Origin of the sequence: Bacillus sp. ISL-51 (assembly GCF_018613535.1) — a bacterium.
GTDB lineage: Bacteria > Bacillota > Bacilli > Bacillales > Bacillaceae > Bacillus.
Genome location: NZ_JAGGQB010000023.1, coordinates 12230 through 35646, shown reverse-complemented (window position 1 = coordinate 35646; position 23417 = coordinate 12230). Strand labels below are relative to the sequence as shown.

25 protein-coding genes and 1 riboswitch are annotated in these 23417 nt (G+C 44.9%); of the genes, 17 read left to right on the top strand and 8 right to left on the bottom strand.

Annotated elements, in window-relative coordinates:
* Nucleotides 1-48 precede the first annotated feature (48 nt).
* The gene (ytkD, locus tag J7E26_RS17990; protein WP_214803780.1) at nucleotides 49-525 is read left to right on the top strand and encodes an RNA deprotection pyrophosphohydrolase; all 477 of its coding nucleotides are present in this window, start codon (nucleotides 49-51) and stop codon (nucleotides 523-525) included.
* 38 nt (nucleotides 526-563) lie between these two features.
* On the opposite strand, the gene J7E26_RS17985 is transcribed toward ytkD, so the two are convergent.
* Genes J7E26_RS17985 through J7E26_RS17975 form a run of 3 tightly spaced genes read right to left on the bottom strand, consistent with a single transcriptional unit; the run spans nucleotide 564 to nucleotide 3148 of the window.
* Entirely contained in the window at nucleotides 564-1376 is an 813-nt protein-coding gene (locus tag J7E26_RS17985) for an ABC transporter permease (RefSeq protein WP_214803778.1), read from the bottom strand.
* Nucleotides 1351-2133 (bottom strand): ABC transporter ATP-binding protein, encoded by a 783-nt coding sequence (locus J7E26_RS17980; protein ID WP_214803776.1) that lies wholly within the window; start codon nucleotides 2131-2133, stop codon nucleotides 1351-1353. The genes J7E26_RS17985 and J7E26_RS17980 overlap by 26 nt, the downstream gene beginning before the upstream one ends.
* A 10-nt stretch (nucleotides 2134-2143) precedes the next feature.
* Nucleotides 2144-3148 (bottom strand): ABC transporter substrate-binding protein, encoded by a 1005-nt coding sequence (locus tag J7E26_RS17975; RefSeq protein WP_214803774.1) that lies wholly within the window; start codon nucleotides 3146-3148, stop codon nucleotides 2144-2146.
* Between the two features lie 141 nt (nucleotides 3149-3289).
* Here J7E26_RS17975 and J7E26_RS17970 point away from each other — a divergent pair, with 141 nt between their 5' ends.
* Entirely contained in the window at nucleotides 3290-4063 is a 774-nt protein-coding gene (locus J7E26_RS17970) for an alpha/beta hydrolase family protein (protein ID WP_214803772.1), read from the top strand.
* 54 nt (nucleotides 4064-4117) lie between these two features.
* A complete protein-coding gene (locus J7E26_RS17965; protein WP_061520066.1) occupies nucleotides 4118-4360 on the top strand; it encodes a DUF2584 domain-containing protein in 243 nt (80 codons plus the stop codon).
* A gap of 38 nt (nucleotides 4361-4398) precedes the next feature.
* Here the strand turns inward: J7E26_RS17965 and pckA are convergent, their stop codons facing one another.
* Nucleotides 4399-5982: a phosphoenolpyruvate carboxykinase (ATP) gene (pckA, locus tag J7E26_RS17960; protein WP_214803770.1), complete on the bottom strand. Its 1584-nt coding sequence runs from the start codon at nucleotides 5980-5982 to the stop codon at nucleotides 4399-4401.
* Nucleotides 5983-6179: 197 nt separating this feature from the next.
* Nucleotides 6180-6319: riboswitch (SAM riboswitch) on the top strand.
* 170 nt (nucleotides 6320-6489) lie between these two features.
* On the opposite strand from pckA, the gene metK reads away from it, so the two are divergent.
* From metK to alaP, 3 genes are all read left to right on the top strand, one after another.
* On the top strand, nucleotides 6490-7692 hold the full coding sequence (gene metK, locus J7E26_RS17955; RefSeq protein WP_214803768.1) for a methionine adenosyltransferase: 1203 nt from the start codon (nucleotides 6490-6492) through the stop codon (nucleotides 7690-7692).
* A gap of 144 nt (nucleotides 7693-7836) precedes the next feature.
* Nucleotides 7837-9735 (top strand): asparagine synthase (glutamine-hydrolyzing), encoded by a 1899-nt coding sequence (gene asnB, locus J7E26_RS17950; RefSeq protein ID WP_061520069.1) that lies wholly within the window; start codon nucleotides 7837-7839, stop codon nucleotides 9733-9735.
* A gap of 203 nt (nucleotides 9736-9938) precedes the next feature.
* The gene (gene alaP / locus J7E26_RS17945) at nucleotides 9939-11342 is read left to right on the top strand and encodes an alanine permease AlaP (protein ID WP_214803767.1); all 1404 of its coding nucleotides are present in this window, start codon (nucleotides 9939-9941) and stop codon (nucleotides 11340-11342) included.
* Between the two features lie 176 nt (nucleotides 11343-11518).
* Here the strand turns inward: alaP and J7E26_RS17940 are convergent, their stop codons facing one another.
* Nucleotides 11519-12034 carry a gamma carbonic anhydrase gene (locus tag J7E26_RS17940; RefSeq protein ID WP_214803821.1) on the bottom strand — a complete coding sequence of 172 codons (516 nt, stop codon included), beginning with the start codon at nucleotides 12032-12034 and terminating at the stop codon, nucleotides 11519-11521.
* Between the two features lie 47 nt (nucleotides 12035-12081).
* On the opposite strand from J7E26_RS17940, the gene J7E26_RS17935 reads away from it, so the two are divergent.
* Entirely contained in the window at nucleotides 12082-12861 is a 780-nt protein-coding gene (locus tag J7E26_RS17935) for an alpha/beta hydrolase (protein WP_214803764.1), read from the top strand.
* A 20-nt stretch (nucleotides 12862-12881) separates the two neighbouring features.
* Complete coding sequence (locus J7E26_RS17930) at nucleotides 12882-13961, top strand: tetraprenyl-beta-curcumene synthase family protein (RefSeq protein ID WP_214803819.1); 1080 nt, start codon at nucleotides 12882-12884, stop codon at nucleotides 13959-13961.
* A gap of 135 nt (nucleotides 13962-14096) precedes the next feature.
* On the opposite strand, the gene J7E26_RS17925 is transcribed toward J7E26_RS17930, so the two are convergent.
* From J7E26_RS17925 to mnmL, 3 genes are all read right to left on the bottom strand, one after another.
* Nucleotides 14097-14291 (bottom strand): hypothetical protein, encoded by a 195-nt coding sequence (locus J7E26_RS17925; protein WP_214803762.1) that lies wholly within the window; start codon nucleotides 14289-14291, stop codon nucleotides 14097-14099.
* Between the two features lie 395 nt (nucleotides 14292-14686).
* On the bottom strand, nucleotides 14687-15268 hold the full coding sequence (gene mnmM / locus J7E26_RS17920; RefSeq protein ID WP_214803760.1) for a tRNA 5-(aminomethyl)-2-thiouridylate-methyltransferase MnmM: 582 nt from the start codon (nucleotides 15266-15268) through the stop codon (nucleotides 14687-14689).
* Nucleotides 15265-16233 (bottom strand): tRNA modification radical SAM protein MnmL/YtqA, encoded by a 969-nt coding sequence (mnmL, locus tag J7E26_RS17915; protein WP_214803757.1) that lies wholly within the window; start codon nucleotides 16231-16233, stop codon nucleotides 15265-15267. The genes mnmM and mnmL overlap by 4 nt, the downstream gene beginning before the upstream one ends.
* A gap of 263 nt (nucleotides 16234-16496) precedes the next feature.
* Here mnmL and J7E26_RS17910 point away from each other — a divergent pair, with 263 nt between their 5' ends.
* The 9 genes from J7E26_RS17910 (at nucleotide 16497) to J7E26_RS17875 (ending at nucleotide 23395) form a co-directional block, all read left to right on the top strand.
* Nucleotides 16497-16769, top strand: a complete 273-nt coding sequence (locus J7E26_RS17910) for a YtzC family protein (RefSeq protein ID WP_003152272.1) — start codon at nucleotides 16497-16499, stop codon at nucleotides 16767-16769.
* 190 nt (nucleotides 16770-16959) lie between these two features.
* Nucleotides 16960-17076, top strand: a complete 117-nt coding sequence (locus J7E26_RS18430) for a hypothetical protein (RefSeq protein ID WP_251034689.1) — start codon at nucleotides 16960-16962, stop codon at nucleotides 17074-17076.
* A gap of 39 nt (nucleotides 17077-17115) precedes the next feature.
* Complete coding sequence (gene ytrA, locus J7E26_RS17905) at nucleotides 17116-17508, top strand: GntR family transcriptional regulator (protein ID WP_214803755.1); 393 nt, start codon at nucleotides 17116-17118, stop codon at nucleotides 17506-17508.
* Nucleotides 17501-18379: an ABC transporter ATP-binding protein gene (locus tag J7E26_RS17900; RefSeq protein WP_214803753.1), complete on the top strand. Its 879-nt coding sequence runs from the start codon at nucleotides 17501-17503 to the stop codon at nucleotides 18377-18379. Before ytrA ends, J7E26_RS17900 begins: the two co-directional genes overlap by 8 nt.
* A complete protein-coding gene (locus tag J7E26_RS17895; protein WP_214803751.1) occupies nucleotides 18373-19362 on the top strand; it encodes an ABC transporter permease subunit in 990 nt (329 codons plus the stop codon). Before J7E26_RS17900 ends, J7E26_RS17895 begins: the two co-directional genes overlap by 7 nt.
* 15 nt (nucleotides 19363-19377) lie before the next feature.
* Nucleotides 19378-20364: an ABC transporter permease gene (locus J7E26_RS17890; protein ID WP_214803749.1), complete on the top strand. Its 987-nt coding sequence runs from the start codon at nucleotides 19378-19380 to the stop codon at nucleotides 20362-20364.
* A gap of 37 nt (nucleotides 20365-20401) precedes the next feature.
* A complete protein-coding gene (locus tag J7E26_RS17885; RefSeq protein WP_214803747.1) occupies nucleotides 20402-21382 on the top strand; it encodes an ABC transporter permease in 981 nt (326 codons plus the stop codon).
* A 14-nt stretch (nucleotides 21383-21396) separates the two neighbouring features.
* Complete coding sequence (locus J7E26_RS17880; RefSeq protein ID WP_061520083.1) at nucleotides 21397-22092, top strand: ABC transporter ATP-binding protein; 696 nt, start codon at nucleotides 21397-21399, stop codon at nucleotides 22090-22092.
* Nucleotides 22082-23395 (top strand): ABC transporter permease, encoded by a 1314-nt coding sequence (locus J7E26_RS17875; protein WP_214803746.1) that lies wholly within the window; start codon nucleotides 22082-22084, stop codon nucleotides 23393-23395. The genes J7E26_RS17880 and J7E26_RS17875 overlap by 11 nt, the downstream gene beginning before the upstream one ends.
* The last annotated feature ends 22 nt before the right edge of the window (nucleotides 23396-23417 follow it).

Sequence of the window (23417 nt, the reverse complement as noted above, 5' to 3'; positions counted from 1 at the left end):
GTGGTATGATGTATGGAAGATACGAAGGAACGGATTAGAGGGATAAACATGTACGAGTTTAAAGACTATTATCAAAATACTGTTCAGCTCTCCTTTGAACACCAGCCTTTTTCGGACAGCCCGAAGCACGTGTGGGTCATTTGCCGCTACGGAGATAAGTGGCTTTTGACTGAGCATGAAGACCGGGGCTTTGAATTTCCGGGCGGAAAAGTGGAGCCGATGGAATGTGCCGAAGAAGCGGCGCTGCGCGAAGTAAAGGAAGAGACCGGCGCGGCGGTAAGACATCTTCAGTACGTCGGGCAGTATAAAGTGCTCGGCAAAGAAAAGATCATCGTTAAAAATATATACTTTGCCGATATCGAAAAGCTTGAAAAACAAGCCGATTACTTTGAGACGAAGGGCCCGGTGTTATTCAGCGAACTTCCGGACAATCTCCCGCGAAATAAAAAATTCAGCTTTATTATGAAAGATTCAGTGCTTCCGATCAGTTTGAAAAAGCTGAAACGGGACGGTTTATTTGAATAATGTAAAACCAAGACCCGGCGTCACCGCACGGGCCTTTTTTATATTCTGCCTTTCGTCCATTTTCTTTCTAACAGCTCTACCACCTGATACATCAGCGTCGCAAAAATTGCGATAATCAAAAGGCTTAAGAAAACGAGTGTGAAATTAAAGACCTGGAATCCGTAGATGATCATATAACCTAAACCTTTTTCGGAGACGAGAAACTCACCGACAATGACGCCGACCCATGATAACCCGACATTCACCTTTAGCGTTGAAATAATCGCAGGGGAGCACGCCGGCAAAATCACTTCTTTAAAAATGACACGTTTTTTTGCGCCGAATGTTTTCATCACCTTAATATAATTTTCATCCACTTCCTGAAATGCCGTAAACACGACGATCGTGGTGATAATGACACTGATCACGGCCCCCATGGCTACAATGCTTGTGAAACTCGGTCCGAGTGCGACGATCAGGATCGGTCCGAGCGCGACTTTCGGCATCGCATTTAAAATGACGAGGTACGGATCTAAAATCCGGGCGAGCCGGTTTGACCACCATAAAAGAGCGGCGAGGCAGGTGCCGAGCAGCGTTCCAAGCAAAAAGCCGAGAACGGTTTCTCCTAAGGTGATGCCGATATGCGCAGCGATTGATCCGTCTGCGATTTTTTGAACCAGAAGCTTCCAAACAGCAGAAGGCGAGCTGAAAATTAACGGATCAATCCAGTCTGCTTTGCTTGAGATCTCCCATCCGGCAAAAAAGATGACAAAGATGGCCGCCTGATACGCACGGATATGGCGTTTTTCTTTTTTATGTTTTTTCTTAAACTGCTGATGAAGCTGTTCAATACTCCCGCTGCTGTTTTTCAAGGGAATTCAGCTCCTTCCATATGGTTTGAAACAGCGGCTGGAAGGCCGGGGCCTGGCGCGCGTCAAACGGGTCTAATGCGGCTAATTCTTTAGGTACGTTGAATATTTGATGGATGGTGCCCGGCTGATTTGAAAATAAGTAGATGGTATCGCTCATCGCGATGGCTTCGCCAATATCGTGAGTCACAAGGACAGCTGTTTTTTGAAAGTCTTTTAACGTCCGGAACACAAGATTCTCAAGAGAGAGCTTCGTTTGGAAGTCAAGTGCGGAAAAGGGTTCATCAAGAAGTAAAAGGCTCGGATTCGACGCAAGAGTTCTGGCGAGGGCCGCCCGCTGCCGCATTCCGCCTGAAAGTTCTTTCGGATATTTCTTTTCGACGCCTATTAATCCAAGCTCAGGAAGGAGGCCGAGAACCTCCGTTCTTTTTTCCTCCGTTAATGTCTTGGAGATGCGTAACCCGAGCAGCACATTTTCCTCAATTGATTTCCAAGGAAATAAATAATCCTGCTGAAGCATATAGCCGATATGATGATCCTTATGATTCGGCACACTTCCTTCAATCAGCACCTGACCTTCTGCGGGAAGGATAAGGCCGGCAATAATCGATAAGAGCGTTGTTTTTCCGCACCCGCTCGGCCCGAGAAAGGAGATGAAGTCTCCTTTTTCAATCTGGAAATGTATATCCTTGACGGCGGTTGTTTTTTCTTTCAGCGAGAAATAAGTATGAGTTACATGATCTACATGTAAAAAAGACATAATGGTCCTCCTATTGTTCTGAGGTGACTTTTTTGGCGATTTTTGTGTTTACCAGTTTGCTGTATGGAATATGTTTAGGCAACTCCCCGGCTTCATCCATAATCGATTGGAGCTGTTCCCATTCGTCTTCTTGCAGAACAGGATTGGTTGAGAATGATTTTTGTTTCTTATAGCGGTTTATTGAAGTTTCAATAATGGCAGGATCGGTATCTGTAAAGTCTTTTTGAATTGTTTTTGCAATGTCTTTGGCCGAGTGGCTTTCCACCCATTGCTGAGCCTTATGAATGGCCCGCGTGAATTTTTCCGCCGTTTTTTCGTTGTTCTTTAAATAGCTTTCTTTTGCCATAAAGGTTGTGTAAGGCACTCGGCCGAAAGCTTCCCCGAAGGAGGCGACGATATGGCCGATGCCTTCCTTTTCAAACAGTGAGGCCGTCGGTTCAAACAGCTGCACATAATCGCCGGTTCCAGACGCGAATGCGTTTGATATATTGGCAAAATCAATGTTTTGAATGAGGTCAATATCTTTCTGCGGATCGATGTGATGTTTTTTCAGGGCGTACTCACCGGCCATTTGGGGCATGCCGCCTTTTCGCTGGCCGAGAAATGTCTTTCCTTTTACATCGTCCCATTTGAATTGCTGCACATCCTTTCTTGCAACGAGAAATGTGCCGTCTGTCTGTGTCAGCTGAGCAAAGTTAATGACAGGGTCCTTTGCTCCTTGTGCCTCTACATAAATTGATGTTTCAGAACCGACTAACGCGATGTCCGATCCGTTTGACAGCAGTGATGTCATCGTTTTGTCGCCGCCCCATGTCGTATTGACAGTGACAAGAAGCCCTTCTTTTTTAAAGAAGCCTTTTGCTTTAGCGACATACAAAGGTGTATAAAAGATGGAATGAGTGACTTCCGCCACTTTCACCTTTGTCAGACTTTCTTCCTGCTTGCAGGCCGGGAGCAAAAAAAGAAGAACAGCGCATATGACGAAGGCGCAGCCCGTTTTGAGCCATTTGTTCACGGTATAACCTCCTTGTGTTAAGCGTTAAAATAACCCTTTTTGCTTTACATATCGTATGATGGGTATAAAAAATGTGTGAGTGCCCATATTCAGGTTAGGAAAGAATAAAAAAACCGATAATGACAAGGAGGCTTATTCGTTTTGCTAGTTGAGAAGAGAAGATTTCCGTCTCCCAGTCGGCATGTCCGCCTCTATACGGTGAGTTATGTCTCTGAAGGATTGAAGGTGAAGGGACTGATGGCTGAGCCGGCTGAGCCAGGGGAGTATGACGGTTTTTTATATTTGCGAGGCGGCATTAAAAACGTCGGCATGGTCCGGCCGGGAAGAATCATTCAATTTGCATCGCAAGGCTTTGTCGTGTTTGCGCCTTTTTACAGAGGCAATCAGGGCGGCGAGGGCAACGAGGATTTTGCGGGAGAGGACAGAGAAGACGCGTTTTCCGCTTTCAGCCTGCTGCAAGAGCATCCGAGCGTAAGGAAAGGCAGAGTCCATATTTTCGGCTTTTCCCGCGGCGGGATTATGGGGCTTTTAACCGCGATTGAGATGGGGCGCCAAGCCGCTTCGTTCGTCTCATGGGGCGGCGTCAGCGATATGGTGCTTACGTATGAGGAGCGCAAGGACTTGCGGCGAATGATGAAGCGGGTGATTGGCGGCACGCCGAAAAAGGTGCCGGACGAATATAAACGCCGCTCACCGTTTGAAAAAGTAAACCGCGTCCATGCTCCCGTGCTGCTCATTCATGGCGAAGAGGACCAAAATGTATCAATTGAACATGCACGCATGATAGAAGAGAAGCTGAAAGAGGCGGGCAAGCTGGTGGAAACATGGTATTACAGCGGTTTTACGCATTATTTTCCTCCGCACGAAAACAGGCGCATTGTCCGGCAGCTTACCAAGTGGATGAAATCAAGGTAAGACCAATGATTTATGGTATGATAAAGAAAAAGAGAACGAAAGGGGATTTTCATTTTGGGAATGCCTGTTGAATTTAATACAATGATTGTGACAAAAGGCAACGAAAAACGGATAGAGGAAAATATCTTCATCCTTGAAAAAGAGGGCTACCGCGTATATCCTCTTGATATTCCGATGGACGTGCGCAAAACGAAAACAGGCGAGAAATCGGGTACGGGGGAAGTCCAAAAGCTTGAATGGGCGAACGGACGGACAAGCATTACATACAGGCTTACCTCGCTTTACACTACAAATTGAACAAAAGCCAAGGGCATTTGCGCCCTTGGCTTTTGTGGTTAAACGAGAGGTCCGCCCGTTTTTGCAATTGAGTCCGTATGCGAGAACTTTTTAAAGTTTTCCTTGAACTCGTGAGCGAGGAACAGCGCTTTTTCATTATAGGCTGTTTTATCGCTCCATGTGTTTTCAGGCTGAAGGACATGGTCGGGCACGCCTGGAACATGAACAGGGCTGTGCAGGCCGAAGATACTGTCTGTCACCATGTCTGTCTGATCCAGTTTGCCTTCAATCGCCGCTTTAACCATCGCTCTCGTGTAGGACAGCTTCATGCGCTCTCCCTCACCGTATCCTCCGCCGGTCCATCCTGTGTTGACGAGGAAGACCTGAACGCCGTGCTCATCGATTTTCTTCCCGAGCATTTCGGCATATACGTGGGCTGGAAGCGGAAGAAACGGAGAACCGAAGCATGTTGAGAAAGTCGTTTGCGGAGATGTCACTCCGCGCTCGGTTCCGGCAAGCTTACTGGTGTACCCGCTTAAGAAATGATACATCGCCTGTTCCTTCGTCAGTTTGCTGATCGGAGGCAGCACACCGAACGCGTCCGCCGTTAAAAAGACGATGGCTGACGGGTGCCCGGCGAGGCTTGGAGACACGATATTGCCGATCATTTCAATCGGATACGCCGCTCTTGTGTTTTCCGTGTAGAAGGGATTATCGTAATCCGCCTCATGCGTATTATCGTCAATCACAACATTTTCAAGCACTGAACCGAAGCGGATCGCGTTGAAAATCTGCGGTTCCTTCTCTTCACTCAAGTTAATACACTTAGCGTAGCAGCCGCCCTCGATGTTAAACACGCCGGAGTGTGACCAGCCGTGCTCGTCATCGCCGATCAATTTGCGGTTTGCATCTGCTGAGAGCGTCGTTTTTCCGGTGCCGGAAAGTCCGAAAAACAGGGCGACATCGCCTTTTTCCCCGACGTTGGCTGAGCAGTGCATCGGCAGGATATCCTGCGCGGGCAGCAGGAAGTTCATAATGGAGAATATCGATTTTTTCATTTCTCCGGCGTATTCCGTTCCGCCGATTAAAATGACGCGTTTTTCGAAAGAAACGATAATAAACGTTTCAGAATGTGTGCCGTCAGTTTCCGGGTCCGCTTTAAAATGCGGTGCGGAAAGAATGGTAAAGGGCTGAACCCCGGAGTCTCTTTCGTCTGTCTCAGGTCTGATAAACAGCTGGCGCGCGAACAGATTATGCCATGCAAACTCATTTACGACCGTAATCGGCAGTCTGTATTTTTCATCCGCACCTGCGAATCCCTCAAATACAAACAGTTCATCCCGCTGTTTTAAATAGCTGACGACTTTTGAATAAAGCCGTTCAAACGCTTCTTCGGAAATGGGCTGGTTTACCGGGCCCCAATCAATCTGATCTTCTGTGCTTTGTTCCCGGACGATAAATTTATCTTTAGGAGAACGGCCGGTGTATGCGCCGGTAGTTGCGCGGACGGCGCCCGTTGATGTTAATGTTCCTTCATTTCGGCTGATCACTTTTTCGGTAAGTCTTGGGGCGGATAAATTATGATGCACATTCGAACTTGCGAGTAACGCTTGTAAGTCTGCGGTTAAATCAACTAATTTCATAAAAACCTTCCTTTGCCGGTTTATTTGTGTTTCGCTGAATGTGAAATTAGTATAACACATATATAAAAATAGTCTATACTATTTATTATTTTTTGTTTGTGTTTTTCCATTGCTTTCTGAAATTAAGGCGCACAATCGCTTTAATTCATATTGACACCTTAAACACTTTTACGATAAGATATTTCATTGAGCGGATACTCTTATCCCGAGCTGGCGGAGGGACAGGCCCGATGAAGCCCAGCAACCGGTTTCTCTGTTAAAAAGCATGTGGAAACACTGTGAGAAACTAAGGTGCTAACCTGATGCAAGGTTCAATATTTTCCTTGAGCGATAAGAGTGAAAGGCACACAAACCAAACCCTTTCCTCGAGTGGAAAAGGTTTTTTTATTTCATAAAATATGCCAATTAACATTCTCTGATATAGTATGACATTGTATTAAGAGGGAGCGAGTTCCGTATCATATGAGAAGATCTTGGGATGGATCTTTTTTCAGGAGGAAAAAATTCATGAGTAAAAACCGTCGACTGTTTACATCTGAATCTGTTACAGAGGGGCATCCGGATAAAATCTGTGACCAAATTTCTGACAGCATTTTAGATGAAATTTTAAAAAATGACCCTAACGCGCGCGTAGCCTGCGAAACATCTGTAACGACAGGCTTAGTGCTGGTCAGCGGAGAGATTACAACATCAACATACGTTGACATTCCGAAAACGGTACGTGAAACGATTAAAGAAATCGGCTACACACGCGCAAAATACGGATTTGATGCGGAAACTTGCGCTGTTTTAACGTCAATTGACGAACAGTCAGCAGATATCGCGATGGGCGTTGACCAAGCGCTTGAAGCACGTGAAGGCACAATGAGCGATGCTGAAATCGATGCAATCGGAGCGGGAGACCAAGGCTTGATGTTCGGTTATGCATGTAATGAGACGAAAGAGCTTATGCCGCTTCCGATCTCACTGGCCCATAAATTGGCGCGCCGTTTAAGCGAAGTCCGCAAAGAAGACATTCTTCCGTACCTTCGCCCGGACGGTAAAACACAAGTAACAGTTGAATATGATGAAAACAACAAGCCGGTTCGCATCGATGCGATCGTCATTTCCACTCAGCACCACCCTGAAATTACGCTTGAGCAAATCCAGCGCAATCTGAAAGAGCACGTCATTAATCCGGTCGTGCCTGAGGAACTGATTGATGAAGAAACAAAATACTTCATTAACCCGACAGGACGCTTCGTTATCGGCGGACCTCAAGGTGACGCGGGGCTTACAGGCCGTAAAATCATCGTTGACACATACGGCGGCTATGCACGCCACGGCGGCGGCGCGTTCTCCGGTAAGGATGCGACGAAAGTAGACCGTTCTGCGGCATATGCAGCGAGATATGTAGCGAAAAACATTGTTGCAGCCGGACTTGCCGATTCATGTGAAGTGCAGCTTGCATACGCAATCGGCGTTGCGCAGCCTGTTTCCATTTCAATCAACACGTTTGATACCGGAAAAGCTTCTGAAGAAAAGCTGATTGAAGTCGTACGCAGCAACTTCGATCTGAGACCGGCCGGCATTATTAAAATGCTTGACCTGCGCCGCCCGATCTATAAGCAAACGGCTGCTTACGGCCACTTCGGACGTCATGATGTGGATCTTCCTTGGGAGCGCACTGACAAGGCGGAAACGCTTCGCAAAGAAGCACTAGGAGAATAAGTATATAGCCGCTTACTTAAGCGGCTTTCCCTTTTTGTAGATGCTGTCATGTTTATTTTTTTACATAACGTGAAACAAATGATTGAGCAAAGCGTCTATAAAAAGGGGGTCCAATTAGAAAATTACACTTATGGAGGCTATATTATGTGTGGATTTGTCGGTGTTTTTAATAAGCATCCATTAACTCAAACCGCAGATCAAGAAGAGCTAATCAAACAAATGAACCAAATGATCGTTCACCGCGGTCCTGACAGCGATGGGTATTATCATGATGAGCACGTTGGCTTCGGCTTCAGACGGCTCAGTATTATTGACGTAGAAAACGGCGGACAGCCTTTATCATATGAAGATGAAAAATATTGGATCATTTTTAACGGCGAAATTTATAACTATATTGAATTGAGAGAAGAGCTTGAAGCAAAGGGCTACACTTTCAATACAGATTCCGATACCGAAGTTCTGCTTGCGACATACCGCCATTATAAAGAAGAAGCTGCTTCAAAGCTTCGCGGAATGTTTGCGTTTCTGATTTGGAACAAAGCCGACCAAGTCATGTACGGCGCGAGAGACCCGTTCGGAATCAAACCGCTGTACTATACAACGATTCAAGACAAGGTGTATTTTGCTTCTGAAAGAAAAAGTTTAATGGCCGCTCAGAACGGAATTGACCTTGATACAGCTTCTTTACAGCAATACATGTCTTTCCAATTTGTTCCTGAACCGGGCACGCTTGACGCTGAAGTGAAAAAAGTGGAGCCGGGCAGCCAGTTTACGATCCGTCCGGAAGGCGACATTGCGTTTAAAACGTATTTCAAAGCGAACTTCAAGCCTGTTCAGTCAGATGAAGATAAGCTTGTTAAGGAAGTCAGAGACGCGATTTTTGACTCTGTGAAAGTTCATATGAGAAGTGACGTTCCTGTCGGCTCGTTTCTTTCCGGCGGTATCGACTCTTCTTTTATCGTCTCTGTGGCGAAAGAGTTTCACCCCAACCTGAAAACTTTTTCTGTCGGCTTTGAACAGCAGGGCTTCAGTGAAGTTGATGTAGCGAAGGAAACAGCCGCTGCGCTCGGTATCGAAAACATCAGCAAAGTCATTTCTCCTGAGGAGTATATGAACGAGCTTCCGAAAATCGTATGGCACTTTGATGATCCGCTTGCAGATCCTGCGGCGATTCCGTTGTATTTCGTTGCGAAAGAAGCGAAGAAGCATGTAACGGTTGCCTTATCCGGAGAGGGAGCGGATGAGTTATTCGGCGGTTATAACATTTACCGTGAGCCGCTGTCCCTTAAACCGTTTGAGCGCATCCCGTCCGGCCTGAAAAAAATGCTTCTTCATGTTGCAGCTGTCATGCCTGAAGGAATGAGAGGAAAAAGCCTCTTAGTCCGCGGCTGTACACCGCTTGAGGATCGTTATATCGGCAATGCAAAGATTTTTGAAGAGCCTGTGAAGAAACAGCTGCTGAAACATTATAATCCGCAGCTTTCATACCGTGATGTGACGAAGCCGTACTTTACGGAAAGCAGCACATACAGTGATATTAATAAAATGCAGTATGTCGACATTCATACGTGGATGCGCGGCGATATTTTGTTAAAGGCCGATAAAATGACGATGGCGAATTCATTAGAATTGCGTGTGCCGTTCCTTGATAAAGTCGTGTTTGATGTGGCTTCTAAAATTCCTGATGAACTGAAAACGAAAAACGGTACGACGAAGTATCTCTTGCGCAAAGCCGCTGAAGGGGTAGTGCCTGATCATGTGCTTAACCGCAAAAAACTCGGCTTCCCTGTGCCGATCCGCCATTGGCTGAAAAATGAAATGAACGAATGGGTGCGAAATATCATTCGTGAAAGTGAAACGGACGCTTACATTGAAAAGGACTACGTTCTTCAGCTTCTTGAAGACCATTGTGCCGACAGAGCGGACAACAGCCGTAAAATCTGGACAGTGCTGATCTTTATGATCTGGCACAGCATTAATGTAGAAAAACGTCTCGTCCCTGAAGAGCTGAATCACCAGCCGAAAGAAGTCATTTTCGTTTAATAAAGAAGGCTTTCGATATTTGTCGAGAGCCTTTTTTCTATAGGTTCTCTAATCCGTCTATTCCGCTTTGTTTTTGACAAAGTATTACACAATATTCAGAAAAGAGTTATAATAGGACTAATCGGGTGTCTGCCAGAAAGCGTTTTCTGGCTATTTCGTCTCGGTTTATGTTGTTTTCTGTCAAAATCAGGGGGGAGAGAGTTATGCAAAACAAAGGGAAAACGCTGCATCGCGGATTAGAGGAGAGGCATATTTCACTCATGTCTTTAGGTGCCGCGATAGGAGTCGGCTTGTTTCTCGGGTCAGCTTCTGCCATTAAGCTTGCCGGGCCGGGAATTTTAGCCGCTTACGCCTGCAGCGGGCTTATTATGTTTTTTATTATGCGGGCATTAGGGGAAATGGCGATTCAAAAGCCTGTAGCCGGATCTTTCAGCAGATATGCGCGGGATTATTTAGGACCTCTCGCCGGGTTTTTAACGGGCTGGAACTATTGGTTTTTATGGGTCGTAACCTGTATGGCGGAAATCACGGCGGTCGGCATTTATATGGGCTACTGGTTTCCGGACGTGCCGGCATGGATTTGGGCGCTTGCGGCGCTTGTCATTATGACGGCTGTCAACTTTTTGGCGGTTAAAGCATACGGTGAGCTTGAATTTTGGTTTGCGCTCATCAAGGTCGCTGCGATTCTGTCTATGATCGCGATCGGTTTAGTCATGATCGTGTTCGGACTCGGTAACGGAGGCGCGGCATTGGGCATCAGTAATTTGTGGAGTCACGGCGGCTTTTTCCCGAACGGGATAAAAGGGGTGCTGCTGTCACTTCAGATGGTCATGTTTGCTTATCTCGGTATTGAATTAATCGGTGTAACAGCCGGTGAAGTCAAAAACCCGGAAAAATCATTGGCGAGAGCCATTGATACTGTCTTTTGGCGCATTCTCATTTTTTATGTCGGTGCTTTGTTTGTTATTATGTCTATTTACCCTTGGCAGGAAATCGGTTCAGGAGGAAGCCCGTTTGTTCTTACGTTTGAAAAAGTGGGAATTCCCGCAGCAGCCGGCATTATTAATTTTGTCGTTTTGACGGCGGCTCTCTCTTCCTGCAACAGCGGGATTTTCAGCACGGGACGCATGCTTTTTAATCTTGCGGAACAAAATGAAGCTCCCAAAGCTTACGGAACGGTCACAAAAGGCGGCGTGCCGGGAAAAGCGGTGTTGGTTTCGGCAGGCGCATTATGCATCGGAGTCATTTTAAACTACGTGGTGCCGGCGAAAGTATTTACGTGGGTGACAAGCATTGCGACGTTCGGAGCGATTTGGACGTGGGCGATTATTTTGCTTTCCCAATTGAAATACCGTAAAAGTTTACAGCCGGAAGAGCGCAAAAAACTGAAATATAAAATGCCTTTATATCCTTTTTCCTCATACATCTCACTGGCATTTCTCGCTTTTGTGGTTGTGCTGATGGCTTATAACGCGGAGACAAGAGTCGCCGTCATTATCGGCCCTATCTGGTTTTGTATCCTATTAGCGGTGTACTACGGGAAAGGCTTCCATAAAAGAAAACATGTGAGTCTGGAAAGCGGACAAACAATCGCCGAAAAAGCATAAAGAAAGAGCCCTCTTGAACGGGCTCTTTTTTCATAGGATCTCGGTGATCGGGGAAGAATAAAACAAATTCCTGAACATTTTGTTTCTGTTTTTCCGCACAATCATCAAAACGCAAATGGTTTTCGCTTAAATAATATTTTGAAAAATGGTACAGTAGTAAAACAAAGCTTTTCTTTTTATTTCTCTTGAAGTGTTTTATAATATCGGCCTTTTTCAACATATTCCGTTCTGATTCTTTCCATATCCTGTATGTCTTCTTCCGTCAGCCGGCGAATGACCTTTGCGGGCCGGCCGAACGCAAGACAGCCGGGCGGAATGGTTTTGCCCGGAGGAACGAGGCTTCCGGCGCCGATAAATGCGCCTTCACCGATTTCAGCTCCATCAAGTATGACGGAGCCCATACCGATTAAAGCATTCTTTCTGATGATGGAACTGTGCAGTGTAACCTGATGCCCGATTGTTGCGTCATCTTCTATAAGAAGCGGGCGGCCCGGACTTTGATGAAGGCAGCTTAAGTCTTGGATATTGACTCTTTTTCCGATTCTTGTCGGCGCTACATCTCCCCGAATGACTGCCGAGAACCAAATGCTTGATTGTTCTCCGATCACAACGTCGCCGGTAATGACGGCGTTATCCGCGATAAATGCTTCAGGGTGGATGTCCGGCGTAAATTGTTTATAAGGGTAGATTATCATTCTCATCCTTCTTTCTTTAATAAATATCGTAAGAGGTGAACAGCATGTGGACTTGGAAAGCAGACAGTCCTGTCGGTACGATTGTCATTATCCACGGGGCAAGCGAATACCACGGGCGGTATAAATGGTTAATTGAAATGTGGAGATCTTCCGGTTATAACGTTGTGATCGGCGATTTGCCCGGTCAGGGAACATCCACCCGCGCCAGGGGGCATATTCGCTCTTTCCAAGAATACATTGATGAAGTAGATATATGGATTGATCAAGCGAGAACGCTTGAAGAGCCTGTTTTTCTTTTGGGCCACAGCATGGGCGGGCTAATTGCGATAGAATGGTTTAAACAGCAGAGAAATCCCCGCATTACGGCACTTATTTTATCATCACCTTGTCTGGGGCTGCAAATTAAAGTAAATAAAGTGCTTGATTTCGCGTCAAAAGGACTGAATGTCCTCGCGCCCTCCCTCAGAGTGGATTCCGGATTATCACCGGATATGGCGACACGGAATGCGGAAATGATCGAAGCGGATATAAACGACTCTTTATATGTCACAAAGGTATCTGTAAGATGGTACAGAGAGCTTTTAAAAACCATTGACGCCGCTATGGTGCCGACCGATGCTTTTTTAAAGGTGCCGCTTCTTCTCATGCAGGGCGGCGATGATAAAATTGTCGATAAAATCAAGGTCCGCAAATGGTTTTCCGGCGTGGCTTCCCATAATAAGTCTTACAGAGAGTGGGAAGGGCTTTATCATGAAATTTTTAATGAACCTGAAAGAGACGATGTTTTTAAGGCAGCAAAGGCCTTTACAGATCAGTATATTTGAATTCGTTGGGGGTGCATGTGTTGACAGTACCGGAACATCCTTTTAATCTAATGGCAAAAGTGTATCGGGAGATTTTTCCGCTCGTCCATCAGGAACTGGACATGTGGCGGGCAAAATCAGAAACCATTAAAAATACCGAGCTGCAGCAGCAGGCAGCCGCAAGTATCCGGGATAAATCATTTCATTGTGAAGGCGGCGGCATTTTGGCCCTGCTGTCGGGTGAACAAAAGCAGAAATGTGTGCAATTTATCATTGCGTACCAGACGATCAGCGACTATTTGGACAATCTGTGCGACCGCAGCACCTCGCTTGATCCCGAGGATTTCCGCATGCTTCATCTTTCAATGCGTGATGCACTGACAGTCGGCGCTGATGTGCAGCCGTACTATCAATACAGAGAAGAGCAGGATGACGGCGGGTATCTGCACGAGCTGGTCAGAACATGCCAGCGCGTCCTCGGCTCCATTAAACATTACGACATCATTAAACCTTACTTGCTTGAACTGTGCGGCTATTACTGCGACCTTCAGGTTCATAAGCATGTCGTGGAGCATGAACGTGTTCCGAGGCTTAAAAAGTGGTTTGAGCAGTATCAATCACAGCTGCCGGAAATGGAATGGTATGAATTTTCCGCTTGTGCCGGTTCAACGTTAGGCATTTTCTGTTTGGTCGCATATTCTTTCCAGACTGATTTTGACGAACATACCGCTGAGAAAATCCGCAGCAGCTATTTTCCGTACATACAAGGGCTTCACATTTTGCTCGATTATTTAATTGATCAGGAAGAGGATTTGCTTGAAGGGGACCTGAACTTCTGTACGTATTACGAGTCTCATGAAGAAATGATGCAGAGGCTGAAGCATTTTATAGAAAAAGCGGATGAACATTTACAGGGCATTCCGCATGAGAATTTTCACCGGCTGATTAACAGGGGGCTGCTCGGCGTCTATTTATCAGACGATAAAGTCGCGAGTCAGAAAGAGATGGGCCGACTTGCCAGAAAGCTGATCAGAGCAAGCGGAAAAACGTCTTTTTTCTTTTATATTAACGGGAGAGCCTACCGCAAATTTCAGAAGATGGCTTGGACGAAAAGCTCATAATTACTGAACTGCGCCATTCACTTCTGTCAAACGGCAATTGAATGGTGCAGTTTTTTATTTTTTTGGTCAGGCTCAAGGGTATCCTGCTTACACAAAAAAGATGTTGAAAGAAAATAAAAAAGAGACGCGCAGGAATTACGCTGTCTCTTTTTTTAATGGCTTCTTTTTTGCCATAAAGAACAATACAAATTTGCCAATAATCCCAATGATGAACAATGAAGCGAACCACCAATAATATGTTTTTGCAAATTCAAATCCTAAATGCCTTAATAAAATGATCACAAACATCATATATGGAACAATTGAAAAGACGAAGCGAAGAATATTCAAACTGCTGCTCCTCCCAGATGAAAAAATTGGTTTATCGTTTTTTTGATGAAGTATAGCGAGGATCACCATTAAATAAATAGGTGTCATCCATGAATCAATTCCGGCGCCATTCTAATGAACTCCGCTTTGTAAGAGTACAGAGGAAGATAAATGGCTTTTGGGATAGTTCATAAGTGGAAAATGAAACTGCCTGATAGTGAGAATACGGCGGAGAATCATTTTTTCAATCAACTGAAGCTGCTTCTTTTTTGATATAAATTCATGTTAATATATTTCTTTGAAAAGTAAACATGATTAACCAAAAAAGATGGTAGAGAATAGTGAAATACTTCTTAAAATGTGTAAAAAAAAGGATTAACCCTGTATATAACAGAGGCCAATCCTCAAAAATCAGCTTATTTGTTTTGAGCTTTTTTTTCAATAGCAATTATAAACGGAGGATCGTTCCGCTGATTGAGAAAGCCGTAGCTTAACACGCGGGCTTTCTGCTGATCAAGATTTTGGCAGTACTCCATAAGTGCGTTTTTTTCTGCCTTGCCTTCAGGGTGTCCGTGATATACAACGAGTACAATCAGCCCGTTTTCTTTCAGCAGCTCAAGGAGCTGTTCAATTGCCGGAATTGTGGAATGTCCGTTTGTTGTAATGCTTTTATCACCGCCGGGCAGATAGCCGAGATTAAAAACCGCCGCCGCTACCTTGCCGCGTGCTTCCTCCGGCAAGGATTCCTTGATTTGATCATGGCTTTTATGATGCAACGTGACACGCTTCCCGAATGTTTCTCCGAGCCGTTCCTTCGTTTTAGCAAGAGCGTCTGCTTGAATGTCAAACGCGTGAACATGTCCCGTTTCACCGACAAGGTCCGCTAAAAAATACGTATCATGCCCGTTGCCCATCGTCGCGTCAACTGCGATATCTCCTTTTTGTGCGGCAGACTTCAGCAATTCTTTGCTGAAAGGAAGGATGTGCATTAACGTCATAGAGCGGATTCCTCCCCGATTCTCCGGAAGAGCTTGCCTTGATAGCTTTCCCGCTTTTCAAGCTCTTTTTGAATCGCGCCTAATACTTCCCACTTATTGACGCTCCACATCGGACCTACCATTAATTCAATCGGCCCGTCTCCTGTAATGCGGTGGACGATCATTTCCGGGGGAATAATTTCAAGCTGATCGCAGACTAGCTGGACATACTCATCCTGAGAGAGAAATTCAAGCTTGCCTTTTTCATATTGCTTCACCATCGGCGTACCTTTTAATAAGTGAAGAAGATGGATTTTAATGCCTTGGACATCTAAATCGGCTACCGCTTTTGCCGTTTCCATCATCATATCCCTGTTTTCGAGCGGAAGCCCGTTAATAATATGGGAGCAGACACGGATGCCGTGTTTTCTTAATTTATTGACACCCTCAACGTAACAGTCGAAATCATGGGCGCGGTTGATTAAAAGGGCCGTCCGCTCATGAACCGTCTGCAGTCCGAGCTCGACCCACAAATATGTGCGTTCATTCAGTTCGGCTAAATATTCCACGACATCATCGGGCAGGCAGTCGGGACGGGTTGCGATCGACATCCCGACAACGCCGTCAAGTTTCAGCACGGATTCAAACTTTTCGCGGAGCTCCTCGACAGGGGCATGCGTATTGGTGAAGGCTTGGAAATAAGCGATATATTTGCCGTCCTTCCATTTTTCGTGCATACGGTTTTTAATATCGTGAAATTGCGTTAATAAGTCATCGGCCCGGTTGCCGGCGAAATCACCGGAGCCCGCCGCGCTGCAAAATGTACAGCCGCCATGGGCGACCGTGCCGTCCCGGTTCGGGCAGTCAAAGCCGCCGTCAAGCGCTACTTTAAACACTTTATGGCCGAAATGCTCCCGCAAGTGATAATTTAATGTATGATACCGTTTTTCCGTATTTGAATAAGGAAAAGGGTTGTTCTCATTCAATGTTCAAAAAGCCTCCTCACATCAGATGCATCCTAAAATTGTAGCATGAATGATGGGGGTTCACAATGCGGAAAGCGATACGCGATTGTTATGATGCGAGGTTTTTCATTTTTATTATTGCTGAATAGGGAGAGTGTAATTCCTGACCTTAATTCTCAGGTCATGGTCATCAATTGGTTTCTTTTCCTGTAACATTCATGACTTAATCATTTGCTGTACGCTCAAACTAAGCTTGATTTTCCATTCACTTAGGAGGGGTTTCTTTGGCAACAAGACAATCAGTAGATGAACATCTCCAAAGAAGCGAACAGGCATATGAATTTGCGAATGAGCAATTTATGACCGCTTCAAAACAAGAGCATTATAATGATAATGAGTACAGCGAAGCGCAGATGATGCTTGAAAACGCGGTGAATGAATTAAACAAGCTGTCATTATCAGCGAATGATCAGCAAAGAGAACAGCTTTATCGTATGAGATTACAGCTGCAAACCTTGCAAAACAATATGATATTGCAGCGTAATTTCGATTATTAACAAGCAGCCCTTTAGGGATTGAAGCTTGCCGGAATCCCGGCAGGCTTTTTTTGCGGTTTTTTTAAAAAAGAATTGACAATTTACTGGTGTGTCTATATTGTATTAGGTGTACTACTTGACATAATACACAGCAAACACTATATATACTGAATTTACATATTAATCCCGAACAGAAGAAAGGAGAGCTTTCATGAAGACCAAAAGACCTGTAAAGCAAGATATGCCTCTCATAATTGCAGCTTCGGTTCTGGCCAGCAGTCTGTTTATCATTCTTGTCATGATCGGGTTCCAGTGGCAAAACATTTAAATCTATAAAGAGCAGCTCGTATAGAAAGAAGGGAAGTAAATGATTCAAATCGACCCGAGAAGCTCAACTCCGATTTACGAACAAATCATACAGCAGATGAAAGAGCTTTGTTTAAAAGGGATTATGAAGCCTGGAGATAAACTTCCTTCTGTCAGGGAATTGGCCACGATTATTATCGCTAATCCCAATACTGTCAGCAAAGCGTACAAGGAGCTTGAACGCGAAGGAATGATTGAAACGCTGAGAGGAAGAGGAACGTATATATCGGAGGACGCAAAAACGACATTGGTTGAAGGGAAGATGACGATGATAAAAGAGCAACTGAAACAGCTCATCATCGATGCCCATTACGCGGGAGTTGAGCTGGAGAAGCTGCAGGAATGGATAAAGGAAATCAGCGCTGATGTGAAAGAAGGGAAAGATCATGATTGAATTGCGCAATCTCTCAAAAACGATTGACGGAAAAGAAGTGCTCAAAGATATCTCACTCACCGTTGGAAAGGGAGAAATCTTCGGGCTGCTCGGCAGAAACGGATCAGGAAAAACAACGATGCTCCGGCTCATTCAGCAAATATTGCTGCCGGATAAAGGTACGGTCTTATTTGATAATGTAGAAATAAAACGTCACCCGAAGGTAAAGCAGAATATCATTTACATGCCTGTTGAAAACCCTTTTTATGACAAGTATACGTATAAGCAGCTTGTCGCCATCTTGAGCAGAATCTATCCAAGCTTTGATGTGACTTATGCCAATGAGCTGATGAACAGGTATGACATTCCGGAAACGAAGAAATACCGCGAACTGTCAACAGGACTGAAGAAACAGCTGGCGCTCGTCCTTGCCTTCGCTTCCCGCCCCGCATTGATTCTGCTGGACGAACCGACGGACGGAATTGACGCCGTAATGCGCCATGACGTGCTTCAGCTCATGGTGGACGAGGTGGCAGAGCGGGATACAAGCATTCTGATTACCTCACACCGTTTAGAGGATATTGAACGACTGTGCAACCGGATCGGATTTTTGGAAGGGAATCAACTGACAAATGTGATGGACTTGGATGATATGAAAGAAGAATATATCAAGATTCAAATGGCGTTTGAAACGGATGTCAACTTGAAGATCAGAAAACAAAATATACCGATTCTCGATTCGGCGGGTGTGTTTTACACAGTGCTGATCCCGAAAAATGATGAGGACAAAAAGAAATTTCTGAAAGAGCTGAATCCGAAAGTGTGGAACGAGCTGCCTGTGAATTTAGAGGAGGTCTTCATCGCGAAATTTGGGGGGAACCGGAGATGGTAGCCCGGGGACTGTTATATCGTGAGTGGAAACAGAATCAGGTCGTACTGATTTTGGTCAGTATCTTTTTAGCAGCAGTTAATCCGTTTTCGGTTTTAAATACTTATTTAACCTATAAAGGCTGTCTAAGTGATCCGGGGGAAAATTATTGCGTTTTTCATGTGAATTCATTTGATAACGGAATGCTCATTATGAATTGGGTTGCCGGTCTTATGCTGGCGGTCTGTTTATTCGGATTGGAGCGTACAAAGGGAACGATGGATTCACTGCTGAGTCTGCCTTATACACGCGGGCAGGTGTTTCAAACTAAATTTTTGCTCGGCGGAGCGGTCATTGTCGGTTTCCAAGCGGTCGGTTATGGGCTGGCCGAGCTTTTGATCATTTTGCTGAAGCCTGAGCGTGTATACTATTTTCACCATCTCAGTGTCGGCGAAATCGTTGTGAGTGTTTTGGCTTTCGCATTGGTTGCAAGCGCGGGTACTTTAACGGGGAATACGTTCGGGCAGCTGTTAACGGCGTTTACCGTGTCGGTAGCGCCATACTTGATCATTTCTTTGCCGCTGGCAAATGCGGAAGTCGTTTTAGGGATTAATATATATGAATTATTGCCGTCTGTGGATGCTTATTTAAATGTAAATCGTTCTTTTCAATATATTAATCCGATTATGTATGCTAATACAGATTGGATCACTGCGAGTAACTATATCTTAATCATTCCGGCAGCAATGAGCATTTTGTTTTATGTCATTGGATATATGTGTTTTGTCAGACAGCCGCTTGAACGAAACGGACGCTTTTTCCTGTGGAAAAAACTTGACCGTCCTGTTCAAATCTTCGTGATTATCATCGGCATTCTCGGTTTTGGTTTGGCGGGATACTCGACGGGCCAGACGATGACTGGGTACGTTGTCGGAATGTTGATCGGTGGAGCGGTCGGCTTTTTGGTCAGTTATTTTGTGATTTATAAAAAAACAAAACATGTGTAAGAAAGGAGGACAGGAATGATACCGCGGGGACTATTGTACACAGAATGGAAGAAAAATCAGTGGCTGTTTTTATGTTGCGGTATTTTTTTGATAGCGGCAAACCCTTTATTGGTTTATAACAACTACTTAACATATCAAGGATGTTTGAATCATCAAGCTCTGCAAGATTGTGAATTCACCGTGAGTTATACGAATGGGTCGCTTCTTTCCTTCAGTTGGGTTGCAGGTGTCGTCTTTGCTGTCTGCTTATTAGGCTTGGAACGGACAAAGGGAACGATGGACGCCCTGTTAAGCATGCCTTACAGCAGAAGCCAAATCTACCAGACTAAATTCTGGCTCGGCGGCGCAGTCATTGTTGTTTCTCAGGCGATAGGCTATGGAGCGGCGTCATTGCTGATTTCTCTGCTGAAACCGAGCCATACGTACGATTTTAATCATTTTTCAATCGGAATGATTGTCATCAGTTTTATGGCCTACGCTCTGTTAATGGCATCAGGAGCATTAACGGGACACATATTCGCTCAGCTGTTGACGGCGTTTACCGTAACGGTTCTGCCCTTTTTACTCATCGGTCTGCCGGCCGCGAATTTGGAGGTCGTTTTCGATTTTAGTTTGGGAAATCAATTTTCTTTCATCAGCAGCTATACCAATTCTCGTCTTTTTATATTTGTAACCCCAATTGGATATGTGTTTAACGACTGGATCAGAGAGAGACATCTAATCTTATTCATTCCGGCAGTGATGAGCTTCGTTTTTTATCTGATCGGTTACGTCAGCTTTCTGAAACATCCGAATGAACGGAACGGCAGATTCTTTCTATGGAGAAAATTGGACCGCCCGGTCCAGATCTTGGTGATCGCGTTTGCGGTTATGGGCTTTGGAGTTTTCGGATGTGGGGTCACAAACACGATGTTCGGGTATTTAGCCGGCGTTATCATCGGTGCGGTTATCGGGTTTTTCATCAGTTATTTTACGATTTACAGACGGTCAAAGCATATGTAGATCTGTTTGAAAATGAGAAGTCTGGGGGGAAGGCAAGGTGCCGATTAGCGGTTTACTATATAAAGAATGGAAGCAGCGACAGACGCTGCTGCTTCTTACAGCGGGGTTCTTATCTATCTTAGGTCCTTTGGCAATTATAAATGAGTATTTTCACTATAAGGATTGTGTGAGTGCATTTCATCAATATCCAGGTTCAGTTTGTACATTCAGCATTGATTACAGCAATCGGAATTTGATTGGGCTGCATTTCATTCCCCCGGTTATTATGGGGCTTTTTCTGACAAGAGCAGGCCGGGCTGAAAAAATGTTTACATTGAGTCTTCCGTATTCGAGAAGCCGGATATTTCATACTAAGTTTTTCTTGGGGGCAGCCGTGTTAGCCGGCTCACAGCTTGTCTCTTACGGGTTATCTGACATATTGTTTCTTATGCTTAAACCTGACGCAGTACATGATTTTCACTCTTTCAGCGCAGGGATGCTGGTCATCAGCTTGATGATTTATGCATTAGTGACAGCTGCCGGCACGATAACGGGCAATTTGGCAGCACAGCTAATCACAGCGTTCATGGTCTCCGTCTTTCCAATCGTGGTCTTGACCATTTACCTGTTAAACGCTGAGTTCCTTTTTGGCAAGCAGGCTGTGCAGGATATTGATTACCCTTGGAGCGGGTTTCTGATTTATTTAATGCCTGCCGCTTACATTCATACATCATGGATTTATTACATGAAACATGCATTGATTACATCCGCATTAATGGGATTTTGTTTCTATCTTTTCGGCTATGTGAATTTCCTGAAAATGCCGAGTGAACGAAGCGGACATCTTATCTTGAGCAAACATACAGAACGCATCATTCAAGTGCTCGTCATGGTGATCAGTATGTTGGGAAGTGCGGGTGTATGCGGATATGCTTATAACGGTTCATATACCGGTTACATATTCGGTATGCTCATCGGCGGAGTCATAGGCTTTTTGATCAGTTATTTCTTCATCTATAAAAAAACAAAGCTTATATAAGAGGAGTGGTGTAAATGATAGATGTACAGCATATCGATCATTCATTTAAAATCGGCAGAAAAGGACGAGAAAATGAGGTTCCGGTGTTAAAGGATGTTTCTTTGACTGTTGAGAAGGGGGAAATCGCCTGCATTGTCGGGCGGAGCGGGTCCGGAAAGTCGACGCTTTTGAATTTGATTTCCGGCTACATATCACCGACGAAAGGCCGAATCGTTATTGACGGCACTGATGTGACAGATTTCAGTGAAAAAGAATGGGCGCAGTTCCGCCTCGGCCATTTCGGATTTATTTTTCAAAGCTTTCAGCTCATTCCGAGTTTAACAACCTATGAAAATATTGAAATGCCGCTTGCGCTGAAGGGCGTTAAGCCGTCCGAGCGCAAACAGAAAGTCGCGGATATGCTGAAACGGGTCGGGCTTGAGAATCATGCCAATCATTATCCGAACGAGCTGTCAGGCGGCCAGCAGCAGCGTGTCAGTATTGCGAGGGCGCTGATTTTAAATCCGTCGATTATTTTAGCCGACGAACCGACGGGAAGCTTAGATTCAGAAACGGAGCTCGAAGTGCTTGCGTTAATTCAGCAGCTGAACCGGGAGCGCGGGATTACATTTGTCATCATCACGCATGACGATGAAGTCGCTTCGATCGCGCATTCAAAATTCCTGCTGCATGACGGTGTATTAAAAGGGGGCGTTACTGTTGAGATTTAAGGATCAGGTTCACTTTATCAGAAGAAATATGAAGAAAAACCGTCTGCGTGTTTTCATGACGGTGCTTGCTACGACGATGGCGTGCGCATTTTTGGTTGTGCTGTCCTCGGTGGGATTCGGAATACAAAAAACGATTACAGATATCACCATGAGCCAGCAGATCGTAACCGAAATCAGCGTGCTCGGCCAAGAGAACGGCAAACCGATAAAAAAATCAGACTTAGAAAAATATCAGCATGTCAAGTCTGTCGTTGAAAGAACCCAAGTGAATGAACCGAATAAAGCGTCCTTGGATAGCAGGACAAACGAAGATTCAACGATTGTGTTAACGAATATGAAAGACGAAGTAAAAGCCAACATGGAGCTTGATCAGGGAAGTGTAGCCAAATCAGAAAATGAAATTGTGGTCGGCTATGATTTCGCGAAGAACTTATGGACGAAAAAAGAGGCGGATGCCTACAACAAAGAATTACAGGATCATCAAGATGACGCGTCAGATGTGAAAAAGCCAAAAGGCTATACGAAGGATTTGCTGAATAAAACCATACAGCTGAGCATCTCTAAAACGAACAAAGATACAGGAGATGCGGAGGAAACAAAAACGTACGACTTTAAAATTGTCGGGATTACAAAAAAACCGTCTCAAGATTGGATGGAAGACACAAATATTTTTATCAGTGATCAATTCAAAAAGGATTTTTCGAAATTCTTAGATTTTAAAGGCGGAAATGTTCAAAAAAGCACAAAAGTCTATGCTGACAAATTTGATAATGTTGACCAATTAACGAATGACCTGAGTGATGACGGTTATCAAGTCATGTCAGTCACAACCGAGCTTCAAGGCGTCAACACATTTTTCCTTGTCTTTAAAATCGGCTTGATCTTTGTCGGATGCATTGCCGTGATTATTTCTGCGATCGGGATTTTCAACACGATGACAATGGCCGTTACAGAAAGAACGCAGGAAATCGGGATTATGAAAGCAATCGGCGCAAGCCCGACCATTATCCGCAGAATGTTTTTGATGGAAAGCGCGTATATCGGGATTTTAGGGTCTGTGATCGGCATTATTATTTCTTACGGAGTGAGTTTTGCCGTCAATCTGGCTGTGCCGGTTATTTTGAAAGCGGTGGGGGGAAAGACCGGAGCTGAAGATCTTCATTATACCTTCTCTTATATCCCGCTCAGCCTCGTTGTGATCGCAGTTGTCATTTGTGCGGGAGTTGCGGTCCTCTCCGGTATGAATCCGGCCCGGAAAGCGACAAAAACAAATGTCTTAACCGCGTTAAGAAGAGAGCTTTAAAGGAAAAAAGCCGGCTGGACAT

Bases quoted from the DNA above. Each gene is read 5' to 3' on its own strand.
- ytkD (WP_214803780.1), top strand. From the start codon at position 49: ATGTACGAGTTTAAAGACTATTATCAAAATACTGTTCAGCTCTCCTTT.
- J7E26_RS17980 (WP_214803776.1), bottom strand. From the start codon at position 2,133: ATGTCTTTTTTACATGTAGATCATGTAACTCATACTTATTTCTCGCTG.
- pckA (WP_214803770.1), bottom strand. From the start codon at position 5,982: ATGAAATTAGTTGATTTAACCGCAGACTTACAAGCGTTACTCGCAAGT.
- metK (WP_214803768.1), top strand. From the start codon at position 6,490: ATGAGTAAAAACCGTCGACTGTTTACATCTGAATCTGTTACAGAGGGG.
- asnB (WP_061520069.1), top strand. From the start codon at position 7,837: ATGTGTGGATTTGTCGGTGTTTTTAATAAGCATCCATTAACTCAAACC.
- alaP (WP_214803767.1), top strand. From the start codon at position 9,939: ATGCAAAACAAAGGGAAAACGCTGCATCGCGGATTAGAGGAGAGGCAT.
- J7E26_RS17935 (WP_214803764.1), top strand. From the start codon at position 12,082: ATGTGGACTTGGAAAGCAGACAGTCCTGTCGGTACGATTGTCATTATC.
- mnmM (WP_214803760.1), bottom strand. From the start codon at position 15,268: ATGACGTTAATGCACATCCTTCCTTTCAGCAAAGAATTGCTGAAGTCT.
- J7E26_RS18430 (WP_251034689.1), top strand. From the start codon at position 16,960: ATGAAGACCAAAAGACCTGTAAAGCAAGATATGCCTCTCATAATTGCA.
- ytrA (WP_214803755.1), top strand. From the start codon at position 17,116: ATGATTCAAATCGACCCGAGAAGCTCAACTCCGATTTACGAACAAATC.
- J7E26_RS17900 (WP_214803753.1), top strand. From the start codon at position 17,501: ATGATTGAATTGCGCAATCTCTCAAAAACGATTGACGGAAAAGAAGTG.
- J7E26_RS17895 (WP_214803751.1), top strand. From the start codon at position 18,373: ATGGTAGCCCGGGGACTGTTATATCGTGAGTGGAAACAGAATCAGGTC.
- J7E26_RS17890 (WP_214803749.1), top strand. From the start codon at position 19,378: ATGATACCGCGGGGACTATTGTACACAGAATGGAAGAAAAATCAGTGG.
- J7E26_RS17880 (WP_061520083.1), top strand. From the start codon at position 21,397: ATGATAGATGTACAGCATATCGATCATTCATTTAAAATCGGCAGAAAA.